Below are 18,538 nucleotides of genomic sequence, written 5' to 3'. Positions count from 1 at the left end.
CCCCGCAACCCCGGTCCCGACGGGGTTGCGGGGGCTACTTCTTTCCGAAGATCTTCTCGTACTGCGTGACGAAGGCGGGCGAGTCGATCAGGAACGGCAGATCGCTGCGCACCATGTGCCGGATCGCCAGCAATGCCACCGGTGCGTGCAACGGCCGGAAGTCCGGATTCCACAGCCCACCTGCCTCGGGTGGCAACTGGTGGAACTGCCCGAGCATCAACCCGTCCGCCACGAAGTCCGGTTTGAGCCGCAGCTGAACCCCGTCGATCACCTCGCCGACCGCCTCGTCGTCGAGATCAGGAAAGGCGATCAACACCGTCTTGAACTGCGCTCCGGTACCCTCGGTCGGTTCGAGACTGCCGAACCAGTCCTTGTACCGCAGCACCATCTCGGCGACCTCGTCCGGATCGGGTGTTCCGGAATGAACCGCCACCCGGAAGAGGTCCTTGCGCAGCGAGGCAGAGACGAACGGGCAGACCGGTCCACTGCGACCGAGATCCTCGTGCGGGTTGGTCAGATAACCGCTGGCCCACTGCAGAATCGTGTCGACGGTCTCGCGGTCGGGACCGTCGTCAGCGGGTAGATCGCTACCGGAGTACAGATGTAGCGTCTCGTAGGTCAGCATGGTTCAGTCCTCCACTGCATCGGGTAGCTGTTGTTCGACGGTGCGAAGAGAGCGGGACGCGAGGCCGAGCAAGGACCACGCCAGCAGCAGTACGCCGGTGGTCGCGACCACCACGGCCATGCCGCGGCCGGTTCCGGTGCCGAAGACCGGTCCGAGGAGCCGGGCGAGTCCGCCGCCCGCGTGCATCGGCGGCTCGAAAACCTTGTCCACCAGGGGTCCGGCGGCCAGATAACCGAGTGGCATCACGACCCGGGCCAGCATCAGGATCGTGGCGAGCACCCGGCCGAGGAGCTCGTGCGGCACCTTCACCTGGACCAGCGCGAGCCAGTGCGCGTTGATCAGCGCCGCGCAGAACCCGACGCCGAACATGCCGGCGATCGGGAAGAAGGCGACCGGACGCAACCCGATCAGGACAGAACTCACCCCGATCAGTCCGACGCCTGCGATCATCCCGGTGATCCGCTGCGGAGTACCGCCCCAGATCGCCATCAGGACGCCACCGAGGAGCAGACCGGCGCCTTGGGCGGCGAGTACCAGCCCGAGCGTCGCCGTACTGCCGAAGGCAAGCACCATCGGCGTCGTGACGACGACCACGACACCGCCGAGCCCGTTCGCCACGGCGAAGAAGGCGGCGACGGCGAGCAGGCCGCGGCGTTCGTTCAGGTAGCGCCAGCCGCCGACGATCTCGGTCAGCAGCGGTTCGTCGCGGACGTGGAACCCGAGGTCCGGCACCTTGACCACGGCCAGGGTTGCCAACGCGACAACGGATGTCGCCAAGTCGATCCAGAGAACGCCACTGAGGCTGAGAGCGAGCAGCAACACGCCACCCAACAGCTGTGAGAACAGCAGAGCAGCCGCCGTCCCCAAACCGACCAAGCCGTTCGCCTGTCCCAGATACCGCTTTGGAACCAACTGCGCGACAGCAGCGAGGTAGGCAGGTTGCCGGAAGGACGAGGTGACGGCGACCACGGTGACGAAGACATAGAGATGCCAGAGCGCCAGCGAATCGACTGCCAGCAAGACGATCAGCACGGCCGCCATTGAAAGCGCGACCAGGTCGCAGGCCATCATCACGCGCCGGCGATTCCACCGGTCGGCGACGGCTCCCGCGAGCGGCGCGGTGAGGATCACCGGCACGATCGCGAAGGCAGCGATGGTCGCCAAGGCGGTTGCGCGACCGGTCTGCTGGTAAGCCCAGACCCCCAGCGCGAAGGTCGACAACCCCGCACCGATGAGCGAGACGAACTGTCCGGCGGTGACGGTGAGGAAGCCCGGCAGATTCGCCTGCCTGGTCTTCTTCGGTACGGCGCCCTCGGCCGGTCTGGTCAGCAACTCGGCCACCCGTGGATCCCGGTGGAAGAAGTGCCCGGCGCCGGGCAGCCCGGCCAACTCGACCACTTCGCCGAACCGATCCCAGTCGTGCACCCGCTCGGCCGAGAACCGGGTGGCCTCGTCCAGATCACCGACCACGACGCGCAGCGGGCAAGTGAGCCTTGGCGCGTCGTCGGTGAAGGAGTTGGTGAAGAACAGTTCGCCCTGGTCGGCTTGATGCCGGATCGCCTTTGCCACAAAGGCACGCTCGGCCGCCGGTGGATCCTCGCCGAGCCCACCGAGAACCCTCAGCGTGTCCGTGAGCATCCGATCGGACTGGCGTCTTCCGGGTGCGAGCCGGGCAAGCGATCCCAGTACGCCGGGAAGTCGCGTGTTCGGGAAGGACGCCCCGAGCACCACCGACTCGGGAACCCTGCCGGCCCGCTCGAGTCGTTGCGCGATGGCGACGGCGAGGGCGCTCCCGACGCAGTGGCCGTAGAGCATCACCGGGCCGGGGACTTCGGCGAGGATGCGTTCCGCGCAGCGATCCGCCAGCTCGGGCAGGGAGATCAACGCTTCGTCGGGCCGGGAATAGTCGGTGCCCGGCGGCTGGACGGCGTACAGGGCCCAGTTCGACGGCATGCGGCGCGCCAGGTCGGCGTACACGATCGCGCCACCGCCGCCGAAGGGTGCGCCGATGACGGTGAGTTCGGCATCGGCGGCGCTGAGTTTGGTCAGCTTCTGCAGGACACCCGCTGCGTCCGGTCGAGTCGACTGCAGGTACTCGGCGAGCGCACGGGCCGACGGATAGCGGAACAGGTCGAGAACCGACAGGCCCGGGTCGATCGCCCGAACAGTCCGTACTGCGCGCAGCGAGTCGCCGCCGACGTCGAAGAACCCGTCGTCGAGGCCGACCTCGCAGCCGAGCACCTCACCGAAAACCGTGAGAATCGCCGCTTCTTCGGGCGTCGCGTCCTGGGCTCCAGTATTTGCTGACGGCAACGGCTCAGGCAGGCAGAGCCGGTCGATCTTGCCGTTCGGTGTGGTCGGCAACTCGGTCAGCCGCACGAAGGTTGCCGGAAGCATGTAATCGGGGAGCATGCCGCGCAGGTAGTCGCGGATCTCCGCATCGGTGGCCGCCAACCCCACGACGTACGCGACCAGTCTGTCGTTCCAGACCTTGACGGCGGCCGAGACGATCTCCGGATGACCGAGCAGGACGGTCTCGATCTCACCGACCTCGATCCGGTATCCGCGGAGCTTGATCTGCCCGTCGGCCCGTCCGCGCACCTCGAGTCGGCCGTTCGCGCGCCAGCGGGCCAGGTCGCCGGTGCGATAGATCCGGCCGAAGTCGCTGGTCACGAATCGTTCAGCCGTGAGTTCCGGCCTGCCGTGGTAGCCGAGCGCGACGCCGGCACCGCCGATGCAGAGTTCGCCGACCGCGCCGAGGGGGACCGGCCGTAGCTTCTCGTCGAGCACATAGATCGACGTGTTGGAGATCGGCCGGCCGACGGTGACGTCCGCGGAGGTGATGAGTTCGCGGGCTGACCAGACTGTGGTTTCGGTCGGGCCGTAGAAGTTCCAGAGTTCACCGACGAGGGGGATGAGCCGGACGGCCAGCTCGGGTGGCAGTGCTTCGCCGCCGCAGCCGGCGATCAGGTCCGGGTCGCCCTGCCAACCGGTCTCGATGAGCACCTGCCAGGTGAGCGGTGTTGCCTGCAGATACGTCGTACCGGTGTCCAGCATTCGTCTGGCCAGTGCTTCGCCGTCTGCGGCGAGTCGTCGGCTGCCGATCACGAGCGTCGCGCCGACGGTGAACGGGAGCAGGAGTTCCTTGACCGAGAGGTCGAAGGACATGCTGGCGACCGACAGGATGGTGTCCTCATCGGACAGGCCAGGCTCTGTTGCGAAGGACGCCAGCAGATTGGCCAGGGCGCTGTGTGGGATCACCACGCTCTTGGGGCGGCCGGTCGAGCCGGACGTATAGATGATGTACGCCGGGTCGCTGCCCTCGAGCATGACTTCTGGGGCAGCGGCAGATGGGAGTTCCTGGCGCAGGTCGACGGTCGGCAGGCCGAAGGTCTCGGTGAATCCGTCCGTCAGCAGGAGGGTCGCGCCGGAGTCCTCGACCATGTAGGCCAGCCGGTCGAGCGGATACTCGGGGTCGAGCGGTAGATAGGTTCCGCCCAGCCGGAGTACGGCGAGCATCGCCACCGACATCCGGACCGATCGGCCGAGCGCGAGTCCGACGATCGTGCCCTTGCCGGCGCCCAAGCTGTGCAGACGGTGGGCGAGGGCTGCCGATTTGTCGACAAGGTGGGCGTAGGTGAGCTCCTCGTCGTCGTCCAGTACTGCGATGCTCTCCGGGCTTTGCTCTGCTTGGCGGATGATCCAGTCGGGCGTGAGACCGCTCGGCAGGGTCGTGGTGGTGGCGTTCCATTCCACGAGGAGCTGGTGTTGTTCGGCTTCGTCGCTGAGCGGTAGATCACCGAGCTTGGTGGATGGCTCGGCAGTGATCGCGGTCAACAGTGTGTGGAGGTAGCTGGTCAGTCGTTGCGCTGTGGACCGGTCGAGGATGTCGGTGTTGTACTCCAGTGCTCCGTGGAGTGCACCGCCCTCTTCGGTGAGGAAGAGCGACAGGTCGGTCCTTGCAACTCCGGTGGCGGCGTCGACTGGCGTCACTGTGATGCCCGGGAGTTCCAGGCTGGCCGGTGGAGTGTTCTGCAGCACGAACATCGTGGTGAAGACCGGCGTCCGGCTGGGATCTCTTGGTACGTCCAGGGCGGTTAGCAGACGGTCGAAGGGCATCGCGGAGTGCTCGAAGCCGTCGAGCACGGTACGCCGTACCTGGTGGAGATAGTCGAGGAACGGGAGATCGCGCTGCGGCTTTCCGCGCAGTGGCAGGCTGTTGACGAACATGCCGACGACGCGATCGAGGTCGGGGTGTTCGCGACCGGCGACGGCTGTGCCGACGACGAGGTCCTCGACACCGGCGTACCGGGCGAGGACTACCTGGTAGGCGGCCAGCAGGGTCATGAAGAGTGTGACGTCGTTGGCGCGGCTCAGTTCTGTCAGCTTGCGGGTGAGGTCGGCGTCGAGGTCGAGCCAGACGGCGTCGCCTTGGTGCGTTGGGAGTGCAGGCCTTGGGCGGTCCAGTGGGAGGTCGAGGGAGCTGGGTGCGCTCTTGAGTTCGGCTCGCCAGAAGTCCTCGGTCTCGGAGTAGGACTTTTCTGCTTCCCATTGGATGTAGTCGTCGTAGGTGACAGGCTGTTCGGCGAGTGTCTCGCCGCGGTACGCCTTGGAGAGGTCTTCGAGGAGGACGGCGTTCGACCAGCCGTCGCTGGCGATGTGGTGCACGGTCAGCAGCAGGATGTGCTCGGTCTCGCCGGTCCTCAACAGGGCCGCACGGAGTGGCGGGCCGGCGGCTAGGTCGAAGCCGTGCCGGAACTCTTCGTCGATCCTGCCTTTGACATCGCCATCCCTCAGATCGGTGACCTGCAAGGGGATCTCTGGTCTCTCCAGTACTACGGCTTCCGGCGTGCCGTCGATGCTCGGGTACGCCGTACGCAGGATCTCGTGGCGTTCGACGACCGTGTTGTTCGCTCTGTGGAGAGCCTCGATGTCGAGCGGGCCGGTGAGCCGGAAGGCGCTCGGGAGGTTGTTCACCGGGTTGCCGGGGTCCACCTGATCGAGGAACCAGTAGCGCTGCTGGCCGTGCGACAGGTCGGTCGACTGGTGCTCGCGATGGACCAGTTCGGGTCCGTCGCTCCGCCGCAACCCGTCGATGTGGTCGGCCAGGGCAATGATCGTCCGATGGACGAAGAGATCCCGGACGACCACCGCGACCCCACAGTCCCGCCGAAGCCTGGCCGCGGCCCGGATCGCCAGCAGAGAATGCCCACCCAACTCGAAGAAGTCCGCATCCCCCGCCGGAACTTGGACATCCAGCAACTCCGCGAACACCATCGCGACCCGGCGCTGTGTCTGCCCGCTCAAGGCCACCTGCTCGCCCGGCAAGCTCGCGGCCGGCGCGCTGAGCGCCGCGTGATCGACCTTGCCATTGGCATTGAGCGGCAACTCCGCCAGCACCGTGACGGTGGCCGGCACCAGGTGATCCGGCAGCCGCTCGCTCAACCATTGCCTCAGGTCAGCCTGGGTTTGCGCTTTGACATACGCATGAAGGTTGCCGTCGGCTACCAGTACGGCGGCTGTGTCGACCTGCGGGTGAGTGGTGAGGACGGCTTCGATCTCGCCGGGTTCGACGCGGTGCCCCCGGATCTTGACCTGCCGATCCAGTCGGCCACCGAACTCAACGGTCCCGTCCGGACGCCATCTCGCCCGGTCTCCGGTCGCATACTTGCCGTCGAAGCTTGCCCCGCCGAGATATCCCCGCGCGACAGCGGGTCCGCGAACACAGAGTTCTCCCCAGACTCCCACCGGCTGCGGTTGTTCTTGCTTGTCGAGAATATGCACGGCCGCGTGGGCCAACGGCGTACCGAGCGGAACGGTCGCCGGCCTCTCTCCAGCTGTTGGGATCTCGTACGCCAGCACCCCAACCGTCGTCTCGGTCGGTCCGTAGTGGTTGAGGATCCGCAGCCCCGGAGCCTCCCGCCTGATGGCGTCGACGAGACTCCACGGCAGCGCCGCCCCACCCAGCACCAGCGCCTTGGTCGGTAGACAGTCACCCGCCCCCATCAACGCCGCCAAATGCGACGGAACAATCTTCAGATAGTCGACCGGTTCAGCAAGCTCGTCATCGATCAACCGCAGCGTGCCCCCGCGCGACAACGCGGTGAACACCATCGAATGCCCAAGATCCGCAGCCAACGTCGACCGAACCCCATAGCTGGCCCCGTCCTCCACCCCCAACCGCTCAGCAAAGGCCTCCACATAAGCCGCCAACCCACCATGCTCAACCCCAACCCCCTTCGGCCGCCCCGTAGACCCAGACGTGAAGATGACATAGGCCAAAGCATCTGATTGCGGTTCTGGCAGTTCGCCTGTCTGCTGGTTGCCTACGGCATCGATGCACGTGATGTCTGGGAGGTTGAGACCGACTGCGAGGGTTGCTCCTGCTGAGGTGAGGAGGGCTGCCTGGCGGGCGGGTGGGTGAGTTGGCTCGATGGGGATGTAGGCGGCGCCGGATTTGAGGATGCCTAGGAGGCCGATGGTGAAGTGGCTGTTGCGGGTGGCGGCGAGGCCGATGAGGCTCTCTCGCCCTACACCCTCGGCAAGGAGGCGCAGGGCGAGAGAGCTGCTGAGGGCGTCCAACTCGGCGTACGTGAGGCTGCCGTCAACGGCTGTGACGGCAATCCGGGTCGGCACACGGCGTACGGTGTCGACGAAGCCGCTGAGGATCAGTGGTGGCTCACCGGTCAAGGCCGGGGAGCGAGGAGCTTGGTCTGCTCAGCCGGGGTGAGGAGCGGCAGCCTGCTGACTGGAGTGCTGGAGTCGAGGCCCTCGAGGAGCAGCAGGTATTGGTGGGCGAAGCGTTCGATCGTGCTCGCGTCGAAGAGTTCGGTGCTGTAGGTGATCGACGCCGAGATCGTGGGTCCGCCGAGGTCGGCGACCTCCATCGTCAGATCGACCTTCCTCGCCGGCGCCTCGATGGTCAACGGCTCGGTGCGCACGCCGGCCAACGAGAGATCCACCCGCGGCACGTGGGTCGCGCTGAACAGCACGGAGTACGGCGGCCTGCCTTCGGCCGGATAGGGGAGTAGGGCGGCGACCTCCTCGAAAGGAGCAGCGGCGTGCTCGGTTGCCTCCAGCACCGTGTTCCGGACCTGTTGCAACAGCTCATGCCCAGTCGAGGTCGAGAAGTTCCTGGCCCGAAGCAACACAGTCTCGACCAGGCAGCCGACGACAGTGCGGAGTTCCGGCACCGCATCTCGCCCGCTGACCGGCGCCGCGACAATGACGTCATCGAGGCCGGCCTGTCGCGCGCACAAGACCTGGAAAGCCGCGACCAAACACATGAACGTGCTGACCTGCTCGCTCGCCGCAAGAGCCCGCAGCTGCGTCGTCAACGTCTCATCGAGCTCAAAGGAATACTGAGCACCTGCATCACTCGGATGCGCCGGCCGTGACCGATCGCCAGGCAGCTCAACCGGCCGAGGCGAGTCAGCCAACTGCTCACGCCAGTACGCGAGATCGCCATCGGAAGACCGCTGCTGCTGCCAGTACGCAACATCGGCGTACTGCGTACCCGCGACCAACGCCGCGCCACCGTAGACAGCACCCAACCGATCAGCGATCAGTCCCATCGACCACCCATCGGCAGCGATGTGGTGAACGCAGAGCAGCAACACGTGCTCGTCCGCCCCGACCCGGAACAATGAAGCCCGGAACGGCGCCGCCTGCTCAAGATCGAACGGCCGGCGCACCTCGGAGCCGAACTCCTCCAGACCGTCGAACTCACGCCACTCGAGCGCGTCCGCCTCAGCCAGTACGGCGGTCGGCGTACCGTCCGTCGCTCGGTAGAACGTCCGAAGTGCGTCAGCCGACTCGACCACCGCCACCACCGCGGCTCGCAACCGCGAACCATCCAACGCTCCGCGCAGCCGCCAGGCAACCGGCAACGTATAGGCAGAGCTGTCCGGCGCGAGCTGATGGAGAAACCACAACCTCCGCTGCGCCGATGACAGCACCACCGCCGCATCCGCCGGCCGCTGCGGAATCCCAACCCGCTGCGGCTTCTTCGCCTTCGCCTTGGCCAACCGCGCCGCCAAGGCTGCTTCGATCGCGTCGGTGGTCAAGTTCGCACTCATGAAGATGCCCCCAGCAACTGTTCCAGAATCGTCTGTTCCACCACAACGGCCAGCCGGGCCACCGTCGGCGCATCGAACAGCGCCCGTACGCCGAGGCCGATCTCGAACTGCTCCCGCACATCCGCCATCACCTGTGCCGCGAGCAGCGACTGACCACCGGCCGCGAAGAAGTCGTCCTCCACCCCGAGCTCCGGTACGCCGAGCGCCTGCTGCCAGAGATCCAGCAGTACCTCTTCCGTCACCGACTCCGGCGGCCGCGAAGGCGATCGCGTGGCACTGGGCTCCGGCAGCGCCCGTCGATCGAGCTTGCCGCTGCTTGACCGAGGCAACGTCGGCAACTCCCCGACCGTGGCGGGAACAAGGTGCGCCGGCACCCGGGTCGCAAGCCAATCGCGAACACCAGCTGCCTGCCCCACGACGTACGCGTTCAACGTCGGCCCAGCCACCGGATCTTCATGAACGAAGGCGACCGCCTCGTCGACCGCCGGATGCGCACTGAGAGCGGCCTCGACCTCGCCGAGCTCGATCCGGATCCCCCGCAGCTGCACCTGATCGTCGATCCGGCCGAGCAGCATGATCGTGCCGTCTTCGCGCCAGTACGCGAGATCCCCTGTGTGGTAATGCTTTCCAGGTCCCTGTCGGTCACCCGTGAACCGCTCGGCCGTCAGCTCCGGCCGATCGAGATAGCCCCTCGTGACCCCGACACCGCCGATCAACAACTCACCCGGTACGCCGATCGGCACCAACCGTCCCTGCGGATCAACGATCGTCACCCGTACGCCGGGGATCGGCCTCCCGATCGCGGGTCGGTTGCCATCGGCAACGCACTCGTGCATCACCGCGGCAACCGTGGCCTCGGTCGGACCGTAGGAGTTCACGAAGCGCCGGTCCGGCGCCCAGCGTGCGACCAGCTCCGCCGAGCAGGCCTCGCCACCGACCGCGATCGACCGGACCGTCGGCAGCGTGGCGTCCTCGGGAAGCGCCGCGAGGACCGAGGCGGGGAGAACGAGGTTGGTGATCCGTTCGCGATCGATCAACCCGACCAGATCGGTGCCGGCGACCTCGTCGGTCGGGACGACGAGCGTCGCGCCGGCCGCCAGCGTCATGTAGACGTCCGAGACCGACACCTCGAAGCCGAACGGCACGAACTGGAGCACGCGGCTGTCCTCCGCGACAGCGAAGTTCTGGATCTTCGCCAGCACCAGGTTGGTCAACCCACCGTGCTCGGCCAGCACGCCCTTTGGCCTCCCGGTCGAACCAGAGGTGTAGAAGATGTGGACGAGATCTCCGGCGGTGACCACGTCGGTCAGTGGCTCGTCGGACTGCTGAGCGGCCTTGGCCATCAGGTCTTCGTCGACGATCACCTCGGCGCGGACATCCGCCAGCATCTCCTCGGCACGCGGCCCCGGAACGTCCGGCTCGATCGGCACATAGCAGCCGCCGGACTTCGCGACACCGAGCATGGCGACCACCGCGTCGACCGACCTGGGCAGCCGTACTGCGACCGGGCTGCCGACCAGGACGCCATTGCTCCTGAGGAAACGTGCGAGCTGGTTGACCCGCTGCTGGAGTTCGCGGTAGGTCAGTGCGTCCTGCCCGCAGATGACGGCGACCTTGTCGGGCTGCTGATCGGCGACGAACTGGTAGATCGGCCGCTTGTCCTCGAAAGCCTCCGGTCCTTTGCCTAGAGCAAGGAGATCCTCTTCGCTTCCCAACTGTAGGTCGGCGACAGCGAGGTCAGGATCGAAGACGGCAACCGTCAGCAGGCCGATGAGCTGCCGGTTGATCCGCTCGGCAGTCGATCTCTCGAACAGGTCTCCGCGGTACTGGACCGTCAGTGTCATTCGGCCGTCGACCGGTTCGACCAACACGGTGAGGTCGAACCTGGCGTTGTCGCCATGCCACTCGCCGACCGGCCGCAACGTCGCGTCACCCAAGCTGACCGGCTCACCCTCGGGCTGCCCGACCACGAGCAGAACGTCGAACGGCGCCTCGCCGCTGCTCCGGTCCGCGACGATCCGCTCGAGCGGAACGCCTTGGTGCGCATGCGTTTCCAGCACCGTACTGCGAGCATGCCGAACCAACTCGCGGAAGGATCCGCCGTCGATGGTGAGCCTCAAAGGGACCGTGTTGACGAAGCAGCCGACGACGTCGTCGAACTCGGACACGGTCCGGTTCGCCATCGGCGCGCCGACGACGATGTCCTCCTGCCTGGTGTGCTTCTGGAGCAATGCGGCGAGGGCTGCGAAGACCACTGTGAAGCGGCTGGCTCGCTCCGTGGACGCCAGCTGGTCGAGTCCGGTCAGTACGTCTTCGGGTAATGGGAGGTGGACCGAGCCGCCGTGATGGTCCGGGACCAGCGGGCGCTGGTGATCGGTGACCAGATCGAGGTGCGCTGGAGCACCGGCGAGCTTTTGCTGCCAGTAGGCGAGCCCTTCGGTCAGCGGTTGCCTTGCTTCCCAGGCTGCGACGTCACGCGGGGTGACCTGTGGCGGCGCGAGTGGGCGCCCGGAGTACAGGATTGGCAGTTCTGCCATGAGGACTTCGAGTGAGCGGGCGTCGATGGCGCTGTGGTGGATGGTGAGGAGGAGGCGCCAACTGGTGTTGCTGGTCTTCGACAGGACAGCGCGGATGAGTCGCCCGGTGGAGAGGCTGCTGGGCGGTTGTGGATACGCGGCTAGTTGGTCGTCGGTCTGCGCTTCCAGTACGTCGAAGGGCACCGGGTAGGCGGGGACGACGCGTTGGTACGGGCCGTCTTGGCGGGTCTCGATGGCGGTACGCAATGCTTCGTGTCGCTGGACGAGCTGGTTGAGTGCGGTTGCGAGGCGATCGGGGTCGAGTGGGCCGTCGATCGTGTAGCGCATGCGGACGTCGTAGATGGACGGATCGGCGAGGTATTGGTCGAGGAACCAGTAGCTGCGCTGCGCTGCTGTCAGTGGAGCTGCTTTGCCTGCTTTATGCAGCTCTGTCTGGGTTGCTGTTGGTAGTTCGGGCAGGGTGGTGGCGAGGTCGGCGATGGTGACTGGGCCGAGCATGAGTTCCAGGGACAGGGTGCGGCCCCAGCGTTCGGAGAGCCTGGTGAGTACGCGAGTTGCGGCGAGCGAGTGGCCGCCGACCGTGTCGAAAGGTTGGTCGATGCCGGTCGGGCGGCCGAGGACCTGCTCCCAGATCTTGGCGATCTCCTGCTCGGCTTCGGTCGTCGGCGCGCGGCCTGTGATTGTTGCCGGCCTGATGGCGCGCAGGGCGTTGCGATCGACTTTGCCGTTCTCGGTCTTCGGGAGTTCGGTGAGCGCGGTGAGGGTGGCCGGGATCATGTACGCCGGGAGGTGATCCGCGAGGTGCGGGCGCGGGTCGATGCCTGGCCTGGCCGGTACGTAGAAGCCGGCGAGGTTGTTGCCATCCGCAACTACGGCCGCGGCGGCGACGTCGGGGTGTTCGCTGAGGACGACCTCCACCTCGCCTGGTTCGACCCGGTGACCGCGGATCTGGATCTGGTCGTCGACACGGCCCAGGTAGTCGAGTTCGCCGTCCTCGCGTTGAGAGACCAGGTCGCCGGTGCGATAGCCGTGCTCGGTGAACCGTTCCGCGGTGAGTTCGGGGTCGCCGAGGTAGCCGAGCCCTACGCCTGCGCCGCCGATGAAGAGTTCGCCCGTCTGCGCTTGTGCCCCTTGTGGGTCTCGGATTTGCAGGGTGACGCCGTCGATCGGCTGGCCGATGGTCGGTACGCCGTCGCCTGGCGCGACGACTGCGGCCGTTGCCGCGACTGTTGCTTCGGTCGGGCCGTAGAGGTTGTAGAGGGTGAAGGGCAAGGAGACGGGCGGTCTTGCCGGTAGACGATCGCCGCCGGTGAGCAGCGCTCTCAGTGCTGACTTCGGCCAAGGGAGAGTCATCAGTTCGGTGGTGAGGACGGTTGGGGCGAAGGCGACCGTGATGCCTTCGGCTATCAGGAAGTCGCGGAGAGCGGTGGGACTGAGGCGCTGCTCCTCGATGGGAATCACGAGGGTTCCGCCGGAAGCCAGAGCCGGCCAGATCTCCAGCATCGCGGCGTCGAAACCTAGGCCGGAGACGAACGACATCCGGTCGTCCTCCTTCAGCTCCAAGGTGCGCCGCTGCCAGGAGACGAGATTCCACAACGCCGAGTGCTGAATCTGCACCCCTTTGGGCCGCCCGGTCGAACCAGACGTGTAGATCACATAGGCAAGCTCGTCGGGCTGGACGTCTGGTGCGCTCCAGTTGGTAGTCGGCGCCGCGAGCAGGCCTGGGCGGAGTACGGCTTGGGGGTTGGCTGAGGTGAGGAGGTACTCGCGTCGGGCGGCTGGTAGTGCCGGGTCGATCGGGAGGTAGGCGGCGCCTGCTCGTAGTACGGCGAGAGCGGTAACCACGAACTCGATCCCGCGCGGAAGTTCGAGCGCAACCAGCCCACCTCGGGGCAGCGTTGCCGCCACGGAATCGGCCTGCTGGAGCAGATTCCGGTAACTGAGAGTGTCACCGGCATGGACGACCGCTGGTGCGTCCGCTCTCGTCCGCGCGAACGTGACAATGCTCTCGGCAAGTGTTTTCGGACAGGCGTCGACAGACCTCAAAGTCCCCCCTCGGACCCCGTTCGGTGAACCCGAACCCCGCGATCGATGCTAGGCACGCAACGTGATCCGATGGGCCGAAAATCGAGAAACATCCCTTAAAGGCAAGGGTTTCTCTGCATCCGGGCAACGGCTTCCGGTGACTCACTCGTTTGAACCACGGGCCGGAAGCGCGGTGCTGAGGGGGCATCGTCGATGGGCGGGCCGGGGCTGGGGGAGTGAGCGAGGCAACAGCGGCTACCCATGGGAAACGGGGTGACCCAGCGTTAATCTGGTTCTTTCCTACCCCTCGGGAGGACCCCGATGACGATCCTCGTGCTGATGGGGCCGCCCGGTGCCGGGAAGGGCACCCAGGCCGAGATGCTGGCCGAGCGGCTCGGTGTCCCGGCGATCTCGACCGGCGACATCTTCCGCGAGCAGGTCGCCAGCGGAACCGCGCTGGGGCAGCAGGCGAAGGGATACATCGACGCCGGTGAATATGTCCCCGACTCGGTCACGAACGCGATGATCCGCGAGCGGCTCTGCGCCGACGACACCCGCTCCGGCTTCCTGCTCGACGGCTATCCGCGCACCTTGGACCAGGTCGCCGTCCTGGACGAGTTCCTGGCCGGCCAGCAACGCTTCGTCGACGGCGTAATAGTCCTGGACGTACACGTCGACGAGCTGGTCGCCCGCCTCCTCAACCGCGCCGCTCTCGCCAACCGCTCCGACGACACCGAACCCGTCATCCGCCACCGCCTCAAGGTCTACACCGACCAGACCCAACCCCTCATCGAGGTCTACGCCGCCCGAAACCTGGTCACCACCATCGACGGCACCGGCGACTCAGCCGAAGTCTCGCAACGAATCCTGAGCTCCTCGGTGGCTCTTCAACAGACGAACTGAGCTCGCACCGGCCAACCGGCGGAGCAAGTGGGTGGCTCGGGAAGACTCCCTGCTACTGCCCGAGCCACCTCGCTGCTGTCAGCCGACCGGCTGACGGGTGTAGGAACGGACGACCTCCATACCGCGCACGTCGGGCGTACCGGCAGGGTCGGGGCCGAGGATCTTGGCCAGGGCCGGGCCGAGCCGGTCGGCGAAGAAGCGGTCGGCGTCCTCCTGCGACTCCCACAGCGAGACGACGCAGAGCTGGTCACCGGCGGATCCGACGTACCGGGCCTGGAGGCCTTCCGGCTCACCGCCCAGCTCGCCCGTCAACCGGTCGAACTGCTCGATCGAACTGAACGCTGGGGTGGCGACTGCAATGTATTGCATGGCTGCTCTCCTCTGATCACTCTCGCGGCCGATCTGGCCACGACAACGACGTTAGGAGCGCAGAGCCGGCCGCGAATCCGCCGAATCACTCATCGCTCTACTCATTGCCTGGCCGGTCGGCCGCCGCGGGTGTGCCAGCTGGCGATCTGGCTCCGGTTGGCGAAGCCGAGCTTGGTCAGGATGTGCTGGACGTGGTTCTGCGCGGTCCGTTCCGAGATCACCAGCCGCTCGGCGATCTGCCGGTTGGTCAGCCCTTCGGCGACCAGGATCGCCACCTCCGCCTCGCGCACACTCAGCCCGGTCGGTGAACCGCCCGGATCGTCGAGTCTGCTGAAGAGACCGGGCAGCCGCTCGGCGTACGGGGTCATGCCGAGGGATCTGATCAACCGTGCAGCCTGGTCTTCCAGCGGCCTCGCGCGCTCCCGGTCGCCGGCTCCGTCGCGTTCGGCCAGCGCCGTCGCGAGCTGGAACTGCGCCTCGGCCATGAAGCCCGGTGCCCCGGCCGATCCGGCCTGCCGGACGGCGATCTCCAGATCGTTGATCGCGGCATCGAACCGGCCCAGGGCCAGCTCGGCCCGTCCGATCGCCAGTTCGGCCGGACCCATCGAGGCAACGCCGTTGCCCACGGCATGTTCTCCGCGGAACGGCTGGAGCCGCTCGACCAGTACTGCGAGGTCGTCCTGGCGCCCGATTCCCGCGCACGCCATCGTCGCGTACACGTAGCCGGGCAGCACGAAGAATGCGGGCAGCGACCAGCTCTCGATCGGACCGGCCCGCCGGTACGACGCGTCCGCCTCGTCGAGCCGCTCCAGGCAGGTCAGCAGGTAGGCCCTGGTGAGCAGCGACATCGTCGCGAACCGTGGCGGCGGATCGAAGCTCATCGAGACCAGCCCGGCCGTATCTGCAGGAACTCCGATGTGGCCCGCGAGCGCGAGTTGCAGGGCGAAGTACGCACCCGTCGCGGGGGCGCCCTCCACGACCCGCATCCGGTCGAACCCCCGACGGGCGATCCTGGCCGCCTCGTCGTACTGCGCGCGCGCCTGGGCGATGCAGGCTGCGACCCGATCGTGATGCCAGGCGCTCACCGGTCCGCCGACTCGATCGACCGCGACCTTGAGCGCGGGTAGCTCGGCCGCGGCGGCGATCAGCTGTCCGCTTTCGATCAGGGCGTCAAGCCGCCAGAGCTCACCCCACATCGCGGCCCGGGAGTTGTCCGTCCGGGATGCCAGCTCGAGCATTTCAGTTGCCAGCAGCAGCCGTTCTGCCCGGCCTGCCGGTCCGGGACAGGCTTCCTGCCTTGCTCGCAACGCTTCGGACAGGGCGTGATCGTCGTGTGAGGCGCGAGCCAAGGCCAGTGCCTCGCTGCTCAACTTGCCGAGCCGCTCTTGCTCGCCGTCGTAGAAGGCCAGCTGGCTGCGCCGCGCCATCAACCTCGCTCGGAGAGCATGGTCAGCGGTGCCGGCGAGGGCGGATTCGCAGAGGCGTTTGGCGTCGGCGTTGATCCCTGGATCAGGAACGGCCTCGAGGATCAGCGCGGCCTCGGCCTTCAGCTCACCCGTCGGCGCAGCCTCCGCGGCGGCGATCGCTGCCTTGACGCACTCCTGGAGATCACCTGCCAGGTAGGCGGCCCTTCCCAGGGCGATCAGCGTACGGCAATCCCTTGATGTGTTGAGTTTCAGTGCTGCCTGGTAGAGCCGGACACCTTCTTCGTAGGCCAGCCGCCGTACTGCGTCATCGGCCGCGCGGATCATCCACTCGGCCGCGATCGTGGGATCCCCGTACTGCGCGCGGTGGCGCGCGATGTCAGCGAGATGCTCGGACAGGTCGTGGCTGTACCGAGCCTCCAAGGCCTCCGCGACGCCGCGATGCCAGCGGGCCCGGTCGGCGGTCGCGCAGGACGCCTCGACGGCATCGCGGGTCAGCGCATGGGCGAACCGGTACTCGCCGCCGCCCACCTGGGCCACGAATCCGAACGCGACGGCTTCGTCGATCAGCGGCAGGCAGTCGGTGACCCGAACCTCCATCGCCGCGGCGAGCAACTCGATCGCGAAGTCCCGGCCGATGATCGCCGCGGCTTGGACCAGGCTGCGACAGCCCGGGGAGACTCTCTCCAGTCTGGCGCCGACCAGGTCGAGCACGCTTCGCGGTGGCTGATCCTCCCGCCACGTACCGTCCGCGAGCGCGCGGGCGACCTCCCGGACGAACAACGGGCTTCCGCCGGTGATCTCGTGCACCGTGGCGGCCTGTGAATCGGTGGCCGTCGGCAATTGTTCGCGGGTCTCGCCGGGTTCGAACCGGCTGAGGTCGAACCGTTCGGCCGACCTGGACCGGAGCAGGTCCGGCAGGAACCGCGGGAGAGCCGACGACGGTTCGGCCGCGCGACAGGTGGCGAGCACCAGGATCGGCAGCTCGGCGAGCTGGTCGGCCAGCTGCCGCAGTACCAGCAGGGACGACTCGTCGGCTCGATGAACGTCATCGACGATCACCACCAGGCCACGCGAGCCCGCGGCTTTCCGCAGTACGTCGACGACCCCCTCGCAGAGCCGGAACCGCTCCTCCGACCCAGCAATTTGAGGGTCCCTTCCTGCGGACAGGAGGCTGTCGGGGTCAAGGCCGAGGGACTTGAGGACCTGCCGCCACGGCCAGTAGGCAGGGGCGCCCTCGGTCTCCACGCAGCGGCCCCAGGCCACGGCTGCCCCCGCCGCCAGGGCCTTCCCCGCGAACTCCTGCGCCAGCCGCGTCTTGCCGATCCCCGCCTCGCCCGCGCAGAGGACCAGCCGGCCCTCCCCGCTCCGGACATCGTCCAGCCAGGCTTGTAGCCGGCTCAGCTCCCGCGTCCGCCCCACCATCCCCATCCAGCCAGCATCGCCCGCCCGCGGCGAATCCGGAAGTAGCTCGCATGGGGCAGTCGGCCGGTGCGGAGATCTGTCGTGCGGCCGATGCCGGCGTTCGTCAACCAGCTCTAGCGTTCCGGACATCGCCAAGAGGAATGAGGAACGATGTCTTTCGTCGCGCCCGCCTAACCTCCCCGGCGCGACAGATCCGCCCTACCCCTCGGGACAGACTCGCTCTACCTCAAGGCAGAGGCGCTTGGATCCATCGGACAGACTTGGGTCGTGAAACGGGTCGGGCGGGTGCTGCGCCGAGTGTTCCTGGGGTTCCTGGTGCTGGTGATCGTCCTCACCGGAGCGTCGCTGACGTACAACGCCTTCACCGGCGATCACGAGGCACCGCCGGATGGCCTGCGGTTCGTGGCGGCGGGTGACGTCAACACGCGGTACGAGAGTTGGGGTACTACGGGGAGCCCGATCGTCCTCGTCCACGGCGCGGCGGAGTCGGTCGACACCTGGTCCGAGCTGGTGCCGCTGCTGGCCCGCGATCACCGGGTCTACGCGTACGACATCACGGGATACGGGTACAGCGAGCGCAAGGCGCCGTACACGGTGGAACATCTCGCCGCACAGCTGCTCGGCTTCCTCGACGCCATGCACCTTGGTGGCCCAGGGCAACCACGTCCGCTGCTGGTCGGTCACTCGCTCGGCGCGGGTATCGCCGCCGAAGCCACTCTCGAGGCGCCGAACCGGATCGGCGCCCTGATGTTCCTGGACGGCGACGGCCTACCGCTTCCCGGCGGGCGCGGTGCTCCGCCGGTCTTCGTCAACCCCTACAAGACGAGCCTTCTGCGCCTGGTGCTCGGCTCGGACACCATCATCCGCAAGATCTACAGCAGCGCCTGCGCCAAGGCCTGCCCCACCCTGGATCACGCCGCCATCGACCAGTGGACCCGCCCATTCCGCCAGCCCGGCGCCGAACAAGCCCTCTGGCAGATGACCGCGCACGGCATCCCCGCCGTCTCTCCCGAGCGCCTGACCACCCTCCGCACCGTCGACGTCCCCACCGCGGTCGTCTTCGGCGCCCTCGACACCCAAGGCGGCAACGCAGCAGAAACCGCCACCCGCATCGGCGCGGGGGGGCGGGGGCGGGTGGCCGGCGGGGGGGGT

At 67.2% G+C, this 18,538-nt stretch carries 8 protein-coding genes; 2 read left to right on the top strand and 6 right to left on the bottom strand.

Annotated elements, in window-relative coordinates:
- Positions 1–34: 34 nt before the first annotated feature.
- Genes ABZ004_RS26275 through ABZ004_RS26260 form a run of 4 tightly spaced genes read right to left on the bottom strand, consistent with a single transcriptional unit; the run spans position 35 to position 13,286 of the window.
- Complete coding sequence (locus tag ABZ004_RS26275; protein WP_355683710.1) at positions 35–625, bottom strand: DUF6875 domain-containing protein; 591 nt, start codon at positions 623–625, stop codon at positions 35–37.
- 3 nt (positions 626–628) lie between these two features.
- Positions 629–7,315: an amino acid adenylation domain-containing protein gene (locus tag ABZ004_RS26270; RefSeq protein WP_355683709.1), complete on the bottom strand. Its 6,687-nt coding sequence runs from the start codon at positions 7,313–7,315 to the stop codon at positions 629–631.
- A complete protein-coding gene (locus ABZ004_RS26265; protein WP_355683708.1) occupies positions 7,312–8,703 on the bottom strand; it encodes a condensation domain-containing protein in 1,392 nt (463 codons plus the stop codon). Before ABZ004_RS26265 ends, ABZ004_RS26270 begins: the two co-directional genes overlap by 4 nt.
- Positions 8,700–13,286 carry an amino acid adenylation domain-containing protein gene (locus ABZ004_RS26260; RefSeq protein ID WP_355683707.1) on the bottom strand — a complete coding sequence of 1,529 codons (4,587 nt, stop codon included), beginning with the start codon at positions 13,284–13,286 and terminating at the stop codon, positions 8,700–8,702. Before ABZ004_RS26260 ends, ABZ004_RS26265 begins: the two co-directional genes overlap by 4 nt.
- Before the next feature lie 300 nt (positions 13,287–13,586).
- Here ABZ004_RS26260 and ABZ004_RS26255 point away from each other — a divergent pair, with 300 nt between their 5' ends.
- Complete coding sequence (locus tag ABZ004_RS26255) at positions 13,587–14,168, top strand: adenylate kinase (RefSeq protein WP_355683706.1); 582 nt, start codon at positions 13,587–13,589, stop codon at positions 14,166–14,168.
- 78 nt (positions 14,169–14,246) lie between these two features.
- Here the strand turns inward: ABZ004_RS26255 and ABZ004_RS26250 are convergent, their stop codons facing one another.
- Both ABZ004_RS26250 and ABZ004_RS26245 read right to left on the bottom strand, forming a co-directional pair.
- Complete coding sequence (locus tag ABZ004_RS26250) at positions 14,247–14,537, bottom strand: hypothetical protein (RefSeq protein WP_355683705.1); 291 nt, start codon at positions 14,535–14,537, stop codon at positions 14,247–14,249.
- Positions 14,538–14,638: 101 nt separating this feature from the next.
- The gene (locus ABZ004_RS26245; RefSeq protein WP_355683704.1) at positions 14,639–17,392 is read right to left on the bottom strand and encodes an AAA family ATPase; all 2,754 of its coding nucleotides are present in this window, start codon (positions 17,390–17,392) and stop codon (positions 14,639–14,641) included.
- Positions 17,393–17,653: 261 nt separating this feature from the next.
- Here ABZ004_RS26245 and ABZ004_RS26240 point away from each other — a divergent pair.
- Positions 17,654–18,538: alpha/beta hydrolase (locus tag ABZ004_RS26240; RefSeq protein WP_355683703.1), on the top strand; the 885-nt coding region annotated here is incomplete at its 3' end.

Origin of the sequence: Kribbella sp. NPDC006257 (assembly GCF_040613535.1) — a bacterium.
Lineage (GTDB): Bacteria > Actinomycetota > Actinomycetes > Propionibacteriales > Kribbellaceae > Kribbella.
Note: the sequence above shows the minus strand (reverse complement) of the source record. Positions and strands in the feature narration are given on the sequence as shown.